This is a genomic window from Cellulophaga baltica (assembly GCF_900102165.1).
Lineage (GTDB): Bacteria > Bacteroidota > Bacteroidia > Flavobacteriales > Flavobacteriaceae > Cellulophaga > Cellulophaga baltica.
Window position 1 is genome coordinate 1 of the sequence record NZ_FNBD01000030.1, and the last position, 6,966, is coordinate 6,966.

The 6,966-nt window shown below is 32.0% G+C and carries 8 protein-coding genes and 1 pseudogene; 2 read left to right on the forward strand and 7 right to left on the reverse strand.

The genetic code is table 11. The annotated features are described in order from the left end of the window. A pseudogene (locus BLQ19_RS20465) lies at positions 1 to 261 on the forward strand (group II intron reverse transcriptase/maturase); the annotation flags it as partial. An 88-nt stretch (positions 262 to 349) separates the two neighbouring features. On the opposite strand, the gene BLQ19_RS20470 reads toward BLQ19_RS20465, so the two are convergent. From BLQ19_RS20470 to BLQ19_RS20485, 4 genes are all read right to left on the reverse strand, one after another. Continuing rightward, entirely contained in the window at positions 350 to 1,354 is a 1,005-nt protein-coding gene (locus BLQ19_RS20470; RefSeq protein WP_074539604.1) for a HEAT repeat domain-containing protein, read from the reverse strand. A 224-nt stretch (positions 1,355 to 1,578) separates the two neighbouring features. After that, positions 1,579 to 2,382: a DUF4241 domain-containing protein gene (locus tag BLQ19_RS20475; protein ID WP_139150306.1), complete on the reverse strand. Its 804-nt coding sequence runs from the start codon at positions 2,380 to 2,382 to the stop codon at positions 1,579 to 1,581. A 152-nt stretch (positions 2,383 to 2,534) separates the two neighbouring features. Then, positions 2,535 to 2,954 carry a hypothetical protein gene (locus BLQ19_RS20480; protein WP_139150307.1) on the reverse strand — a complete coding sequence of 140 codons (420 nt, stop codon included), beginning with the start codon at positions 2,952 to 2,954 and terminating at the stop codon, positions 2,535 to 2,537. A gap of 259 nt (positions 2,955 to 3,213) precedes the next feature. After that, positions 3,214 to 3,972 (reverse strand): MBL fold metallo-hydrolase, encoded by a 759-nt coding sequence (locus tag BLQ19_RS20485; RefSeq protein ID WP_074539606.1) that lies wholly within the window; start codon positions 3,970 to 3,972, stop codon positions 3,214 to 3,216. A gap of 142 nt (positions 3,973 to 4,114) precedes the next feature. Between BLQ19_RS20485 and BLQ19_RS20490 the strand changes: the two genes are divergently transcribed. Beyond that, the gene (locus BLQ19_RS20490) at positions 4,115 to 4,555 is read left to right on the forward strand and encodes an Lrp/AsnC family transcriptional regulator (protein WP_074539607.1); all 441 of its coding nucleotides are present in this window, start codon (positions 4,115 to 4,117) and stop codon (positions 4,553 to 4,555) included. Between the two features lie 244 nt (positions 4,556 to 4,799). On the opposite strand, the gene BLQ19_RS20495 is transcribed toward BLQ19_RS20490, so the two are convergent. The 3 genes from BLQ19_RS20495 to BLQ19_RS20505 form a co-directional block, all read right to left on the reverse strand. Next, entirely contained in the window at positions 4,800 to 5,465 is a 666-nt protein-coding gene (locus tag BLQ19_RS20495; protein ID WP_254788490.1) for a hypothetical protein, read from the reverse strand. A gap of 268 nt (positions 5,466 to 5,733) precedes the next feature. After that, positions 5,734 to 6,264 (reverse strand): hypothetical protein, encoded by a 531-nt coding sequence (locus BLQ19_RS20500; protein WP_139150309.1) that lies wholly within the window; start codon positions 6,262 to 6,264, stop codon positions 5,734 to 5,736. A gap of 221 nt (positions 6,265 to 6,485) precedes the next feature. Then, the coding region (locus BLQ19_RS20505) for a DMP19 family protein (protein ID WP_074539611.1) at positions 6,486 to 6,966 on the reverse strand (481 nt) is incomplete at its 5' end.

Consider the following 6,966-nt stretch of genomic DNA (forward strand, 5'->3'; position numbering starts at 1 on the left):
GCAAAGCTTAAAAAGCTGGAAGAATGGCTAAGAAACCGATTGCGGTACTGTATATGGCACCATTGGAAGAAACCAGAACGGAAGCGGAAAAACCTAATCCGTTTAGGTGTAAACCAAAACACCGCCTATGCTTGGAGTCGCACAAGAATGGGAGGATGGGCAGTAGCTCAAAGCCCTATTTTAGGGACTACAATTACCATTAAAAGGTTGAGAATGAGAGGGTATGTTAGTTTAATAGAGTACTACAAACGAGATGTATAATTATTGAACCGCCGTATACGAGACCCGTATGTACGGTGGTGTGAGAGGCGCACTCCGTTCCTAATTAGGGGCGGAGCCGTCTACTCGATTAGCAAACGCTTTTAATTAAATATCGTTTAATCTTTTCTTTTGTTAAAACAATTTTTTCTACATCTAATTCGTCTATTGCTTTTTGAGATATTCCAAACTTTTTATTTGTTAACTCTCTCATAGAATATATAATCATTCCCAGAACAAAAAAGTCTTTTTCGCTTTCTAATACCTTATTAAATAATTTGAAAGTGTTCGTTTTAAATTCTTTGCTTTTAATTCTATCATAAACTATATAAAATGCTGTTGCAGACCAAGCTCTACATTCTTTGTCCAAATCATACAAAAGACAGTTCTCTAAAATTTCAAAATCTGTGCTTTCTCCAATCCATCCTAAGACAATAATTGCTCTATTTCGTGTGTAAACATTTTTACTTTTTACGAGTTTTCTTGCGTGAGTTAGTACTTCTCCTTTTTTTGGTCCTTTTATTTTCCCTAGGATAAATATGATTTCTCCGTGAAAGTCAACATCGTCATTATTATCCAATTTTGATAAAAGTAAAGCTTCCCCTTTTTCTGAATGCTCATTATATCTTGTATTCAAGCTTTTTCTGAAACCCTCACTTAACTCTTCATCTTTCATTAACTCATAATGAAGTTCAACAAAAGGACTTTTCATTATTGACCAAACAAAATCATTTTCATCATTTTTTTTCCCAAGTTTAATGTCTTTAATCCAAGTTTGATATTCATCTAAACTTTTAAAATCAAGCTCTTTAATGATTTTATTAATAATTGTTTTTAGTTTATCTGAAGTATTTTGTTCTAGCTTATCTTGCAAAAAGTAAAATACTTTTTCTTTATCTTTTCTAAACTGAAATTGTTCTTGTAAATCTTTACTGAAATATTTATTTGCCTTATTTGAAAGAAATAAATTATATTCTAAATATTCGTTATTATCTGATTCTATAAGTTTCCAGCAAAACTTTATTCTATCCATTGAATTCTTTTCCCTCAAAAGATTCAGCTTTTCAAAATCTTTATTTAGCTGTTCAATATTCATATAGTTTTCAGTCTTAATGTTTGCTAACGGACTTGTGTATAGAAAGTAGCGTGTAAAAAGATACTACATTTTGGGTTTAGCACAGAGCCAATTTTTTATATTTTGATTTAACTTCTCAGTTTAAAAGCCAAATTAAAAACTTGGCGGTCTCAGCAAATAAAACACAAACCTTTCGATTAAACACTTAATTAGCTATGTTTTATACACCGTGTTGCCAGTAGTTTTTATTCATATTCAGGTACGAGCAATACTAAAAAATCAATTACTAAAGATACAATCTCCCCGTTTTCGTCAATTCCCCAATACGATGGATATGAACCATCTCCATAACCTGAATGAAACATTGTAATATTCAATTCCGAGTTAGGAAGTTGAAAGTTTATCCAATCTCCATAGTCCGTTGGGTCATTTTGGTCTTTTGCATTTTTTTTAAACTCAGCTGCAAAAAAGTCGTCATATAGATTTCCTTCAGGATTTGCTTTCTTAAAATCTGATTCAAATTTTTGATATTCTTTTCCAGATTGAAAGTCATAAAATCCGCCTAAACCAGCGTCAACTGGAAATCCAAAATAGTCGGCTTCATCAGTCAATTCGTTTATATCATCTTCTTTTCTTAGAGCCATTACCCATTTTTTGGCTTTTTTATTACTAAATTCGAGCTTGGCAACAGCATATCTGTCTCCAGATTCTTTAGTTTTTGCAACGTAAATTTTGATTGGGTATTTACCCGGCTTGACCGTTTTAGTCAGAGGTTCTGTCTGAGAATTAACTAAAGGGTCACAAACTACAATTTGTCCACTTGGAACGTTTAAATCTCCAATTTCAAGTAATTCAATTCGTGTTTGTTCAACTTCTTTATTTTCAAAAATCAAGTTGTAATCGGCGTGAGAAAGTATTTCAGTTTTCTTGTCAATTTTTTTCTTAAATAGCCCAAACATTTCTTTGTCTTTTTGTGGTTCCGTTTTTTTGTCCGACGAATTACAAGACAAAAAGTTTAAAATTATTCCGAATATTAATAGTTTTCTCAATGTCTCTTAAATTACTGGCAACGTTTATGTATAAGAATAGTTGCAGGTTTGTATGCGAGGATTTTCCGAAGGAAAATCAGACGTTACAAACACACAACGACCTTTGATTAAGCACTAAAACCGCAATTATTTTTATACGGTGTTGTAGCCAGTTATTTGTTCTTTAAACTATCTATAATTCGTTTATCTTTTTTTATTTCTTTCTCAAAGTATTTCTTTTGTAATTTCAAACTATCAAGTTCTGCGTCTAAATCAGAATTCAGTCTATTAAACTTTTCCTGTATTCCGAGCGACATATAATAAGAATAGATTAGAACCTTTATTTCTTTTTCTCCATATTTTTTATTTGCCTTGTCATATTTAAGAGCAAGTATTTCAATTAAGTCAGTTGCGTTTTTATCTCCCTGTTCAGCTTTTTCGGAAATCAGCTTATTTAATTCAGAATTCTCGTTAAAATACTTTTGCATTATCGTAAAATCAGATTCCGAATATTTTATCGAATCAATTTTTTGATAAATCTGTTCTAGTTTCAAACTGTCAGTTTTTTGAGCAAACAAAATTCCGCTTGTCAATAAAATAAAAGTTAATATTATATTCCTCATTTTCTTTTTTCCTAATTGGCTACAACGTTACGTATAAGAAACGTAGGGAAGGTCATAAGCACTATCGTTTCGGTTTATTACTTAGCTAAATATAAATATTTTACTTTTATTTTTTCTACTATAAACGCCAAATTTTATATTTAGCGGACTTTGTTAATATTCACAGACCTTTCAGTTTAGCACAAACGCCCTATGTTTTTTATACCGTGTTGTGTGTAGTGTTTTATTATCAAGTAAATTCGATTAATTCACCATCTTTTGGAATAAGCAACCTATTATCATTTATACTTTCTTTAGTTGCCATTTCTCTCAGGGAATTTCTTGTTACCGTACAATGGTCTAAGGATTCCATATGAACAGATATAATTGTTGAGTTAGGCATTTCTTTAGCTACTTTAATCGTTTCTTTCTCATCCATTAAAATTGGTGTTTCTTCAAAGTCTGGAATATATGCACCACCTGAGTTTGTTATTATGATTTCGGGTTTATACTTGAATAAAGATTCTTTTACTTCCTTTACCCAAATACTATCTCCTATTATATAGACTGTTGGTTCTGTTTTTGATTGAAGAACAAATCCAGAAACTTCTCCCATATGATTTAAAATTTCTCCACTTCCGTGTTTTCCACTTGTTCTTGAGATTTCAATACCATTCCATTGAAGACTGTCCTTAATTACTGTTAGATTAATAAAATTATTGGCTTTGATTTTATCTTCATCTGCTGGTTGACAAAAAATAGGAATATCTTTAGGAAGTGCTTTTTGTGCAGTTTCATCAAAATGGTCGGTGTGTGTGTGTGTCACCAAAACTATATCCACATTTTTAATTATTTCACTAACATCAATTGGAAGATTAACAGTTGGATTTCTTTCTATTCCGCCATATGATTCAAATGCTCCTTTTACCGAAAACATAGGGTCTACAAGAATAGTTTTTCCAGCGTAATTTATTTTTAAAGTGGCATTTCTTATTAATTGAATTTTCATATTTCTAATATTTGACATTATTATTGTACACGTATCTTTGGACGAAGATATAATTTGTACTACAATTAGAGAAGTTGATTCAATTATATTATCTTGAATTTTCAGTTGAAATAACTTATTTTTACATTAAATAGCGTTGATTATGGTAAAAGATGATTTCGATTGGAAAATTATTCAATTGTTGCAGAATAACTCAAGACTTTCATATGCGAAAATAGGAAGAGAAATTAATTTATCACCATCTGCAGTTGCAGAGAGAGTTCAAAGACTTGAAGAAGAAAATGTAATTGAAAAACACATAACCATTATTAATCCCAAAGAGATAGGTTATTCTTTGTCAGCCTACATCACCATGGGTTTTAATGATAATGGGTACAAGCCATTTTTAAAGACCATAGACCAATTTTCTGAAATTGTAGATTGCAGTATGATAACAGGTAAAGATTGTCTTATTATGAAAGTAATTTTAAAGAATAATGCTCATTTGGAAAACCTTATTGATAGATTATGTAAATTTGGAAATCCGACAACTTCTATTGTCCTGTCTGAGGTGTTAAATAATGGAAGTATTAAAATTCCTTAAAGTTGAAAATAGTCAGGCATGAAGTCTTTTTTACATTACACACAACGGTCTTGTGTATGAAACGTAGCGTATAAAATGGCGCTAATTTTTCGGATTAACACAGAGCCGAATTTTTATTTTTTGTTTTTAACTTATCAATCTTAAAAGCCAAATTTAAAAATTTGGCGGTCTTCGCAAATAGGTGCAAATCTTTTGATTTAGCACTTAATAGCTATGTTTTATACACCGTGTTGTGTGCAGTTTTTTATATTCCATTTCTACTTTTCCAATTACTCATTGTTGTCGGATGTTCATTGTCAATTGGATAATTCCGATTTACAAAGTCCAACTGTTTTGGTGTTAGCAAGACAAACATTCCGTCATTTCCGCAACTTATTGGATAAAACTGCTCGTCCGAATTTTGTCGTCTCAATTCAGCGTTCAACATTTCTATAAAATTCACATAGGCAATTCCCCAATCCAAGTCAGAAAATTGTCCGTCGTATGCTGTGTATTCAAATCCGTTCAGTTCGATTGTGTGTTTCCAACTATTTTGGTCTTGTTCACTTTGTTCATTCTCAAATTTCAATTCAAGTCCAAGTTTTTCAAAAGTCGGTTTTACTTGTTTTAAATATTCCATTAGTCCGCCAATCTCGAATAGTTCCTCACAATCTACCCATTGATAGCGATTGTCCATAAAATTTAGAGTCTCTCCGCGCATTGGTCCTTGAAAGAAATTTAAGTCCGTATACGCTTTTTGAAAGTCAGCTTTAACAGTGTCTAATTCAGATTCGTTAGTCAGATTGAAATAACCCAATTTTTCTAATTCCGCCACAACTTCTTTTCCGTTTAATTTTTCTTGAATTAGTTTTTCTGGATTTGGGTTTTTGATTTTAGAAACAGCATTATCCTTTTTGGAATTACAAGCCAAAAAACAGCAAATGAATATGATTATATAAAGGTGTTTCATTGGTTTTGTTAAATTGCACACAACGTCTAGGCTAAGCGTAGTGCGGAGGCAAGGAAACCTTTCGTTTCCGTCTGCGCACGAAGCTAAAGCTTTTGGTTTGGATTTATTTTTTCTTGTTCAAAGCTAAATCCCAAAGATTTAGCGACTTCATAAAGATACACAGACCTTTCGGTTTCGCCCTAAAGTCCGCATTACGTTTAGGTATTGTTGTGCGCAGGCTTTTTTAGACCTATTTTTTCACAAACACTATACGTTCGGTGTTTTCCCAATCGCCTTCGTCAATTTCATAATCAAAGGATAAAGTGGCATCATTTTCACTCCCTGAAGGAATTGCCCATTCGCTTCCATGCTTAACATCAAACTCAAACATTCCATCTATTCCACCTGTTTTCCAAGTCCCACTTTTTTCAAGTCCGATACCTTCGATTCCATCAAATTTGTACGTTCCGTCCGAGAGTAAAATTAATTTTGGGTATTGACTATCTAGCTCTTTTTTATTCATAATTTGTTCAGCAGAATTATCCAATACATAAGTCCCGGCAAAATCTTCCATTTGATTTTTATGTAATGAGGGTAAAATGAGTAAGTAGTATAAAGCTATTAGTCCAAAACATAATATTGGAACAATTCCAATTCCGAGACCTATTTTTTTAAGTTTAGAAGATTTCTTGCCAAGCCCTATTAATAGAATAATCAGAGAAATAATCAGAAATATTCCTCCGACGAAAATTAGAAACATGAATAATAAACTTTCTAGCATATTAATTTTTCAGCTTGCGCACAACGTTAAATATATGGAAAGTAGGGCAGGAAGCAAGCGATTATTTTCGGTTAAGCCACAGCCAAATCTTTTTATTTTGTTTTAATTTTTCTCATTTAACACCAAATCAAAAGATTTGGCGACTTTATAAATAACCAACTACCTTTCGATTAAACACTAATCGCCCTATTTGCTATATATAGTGTTGTAGGTAGGCTTTTCTATAGTTCGTTTCTGTTTTTTTCTGCATATTCACGATATAAGTCCTTCTTTGGTCCGTCCGGGTAACTCGAAAATTCGCTGTCAAATTCCATCATTAATCTTTCCGAATTTTCGTCAGAACTTTCAAAAAACCAACTATCATTTTCTGGAAGTAATGCAATCGCTTGCTCTATAATTTCGGCAGATTTAGTCGCTCCAATTTCACTCAGTGATTTTATTACTTGTCTTTTCTGTTTAGGAAACCATTCTTGTAAAAAAGTTAAAATACTATCCGCTTGCCCAGCATTTTCCAAATGCATACACAAAAATAAATTCAGTTGTACTGAGTTTAGCGAATTTGGATTTTTTTCGTGTCTATTTACAAGAATTTCATATAACGCAATTGAAAAATCAGAATTGTCATCTAATAAAAATAAGCTTTCAATATCTTCATCTCGTACAATTTTATCCCTTTTCCGAATTTCAGCTTTCATTTTTTCC